The sequence below is a fragment of the Kitasatospora sp. NPDC101235 genome, from assembly GCF_044767505.1.
Lineage (GTDB): Bacteria > Actinomycetota > Actinomycetes > Streptomycetales > Streptomycetaceae > Kitasatospora.
On the sequence record NZ_JBIWNZ010000091.1, the window covers coordinates 1 to 1,237 of the forward strand.

At 65.6% G+C, this 1,237-nt stretch carries 2 protein-coding genes; both read right to left on the reverse strand.

The annotated features are described in order from the left end of the window. Nucleotides 1–854 (reverse strand): IS3 family transposase (locus ACIRRH_RS43935; protein WP_403079110.1); only part of this gene is annotated, 854 nt, incomplete at its 3' end. 5 nt (nt 855–859) lie between these two features. Continuing rightward, on the reverse strand, nt 860–1,168 hold the full coding sequence (locus tag ACIRRH_RS43940; RefSeq protein ID WP_396541271.1) for a transposase: 309 nt from the start codon (nt 1,166–1,168) through the stop codon (nt 860–862). Nucleotides 1,169–1,237: the final 69 nt, after the last annotated feature.

Here is a 1,237-nt window from a genome sequence, read left to right on the forward strand (position 1 = left end):
GGGGTGAGGTATCCGAACTCAGGGTGCTTGCGGAGCCTGGTGCGGTTGTATTCGACTTCAATGAAGTGGAATACGTCGGCTCGGGCGGCCTCGCGGCTCTCCCAGACGGTGGTGCCGATCTCCGCCTTCAGCAAGCCGAAGAAGCTCTCGGCTGCGGCGTTATCGTAGCATATGCCGGTTCGTCCCATGCTCTGCCTCAGATTCAACTTCCTTATCTCCCTGCGGAATTCACCACTCGTATACTCACTTCCGCGGTCGGTGTGCATGATGCAGCCGCTCTGCAAGCCGCCGCGGCCGGCGGCCATCCGCAGGGCATCGGTGACCAGCTCGGCGCGGTGGTGGTCGGCCATCGCGTAGCCGACCACCTCGCGGGTTGCCAGGTCGATGACGGTGGCCAGGTACCACCAGCCCTCGATCGTGGGCAGATACGTGATGTCGCCGACGAGTTTCGTTCCGGGCCGCGTCGCGGTGAAGTCGCGGCCCACCAGGTCCGGGGCCGGGGCGGCCTTGGAGTCCTGCTTCGTCAGGTGGCGGCGCTTGCGGCGGCTGACGCCTCGGATGTCGCGCTCACGCATGATCCGCTCCACCTTCTTCCGGTTGATCGCGTGGCCCTTGCGCCGCAGTGCGGCATGCACGCGCGGGACGCCGTAGGCTCCGCGCGAGGAGGCATGGATCTCCCTTATCTCCTCCGCCAGTTCGTCCTCTGCCCGTTGACGCACGGCTGCCGCCGGCCGACCGGCGAGCCAGGCATAGTAGGTGGAGCGGTTGACGCCCATGACACGGCACATCAGGGCGATGCTGTAGCCCCCGGGGTTGTCCTCGGTGGCCTTCTCCGCATCGATGAAACGGCACACGGTGCCTACTTCATCGTCTCCTTCGCGAAGAAGGCGAGACCTTTTTTCAAGATCTCGATGGTCTGCTGCTGTTCCCGGTCCCTCTTGCGCAGTCGCACGAGCTCCTCCCGCTCGGCCGTCGTGAGCGCGCCCGCCGGGCCGTCCCCTTCGTCGATCTTCGCCTGTTTGACCCAGCCCCGCAGGCCCTCGGGGCTGACCCCCAGCTCCCGGGCGATCTCGGTGACGTTCCGATGCGGCGAGGACCGTACCAGCGCGATCGCGTCCCGCTTGAACTCAGCCGTGTACCGCTTGCTCATGTTGCTCTTGCCACTCACTACCTGGACTGCTTCCTCCGGGACCATCCGTCCCAGTATCGGGCTGTCCAACCGCAGGGTGGAACTTCA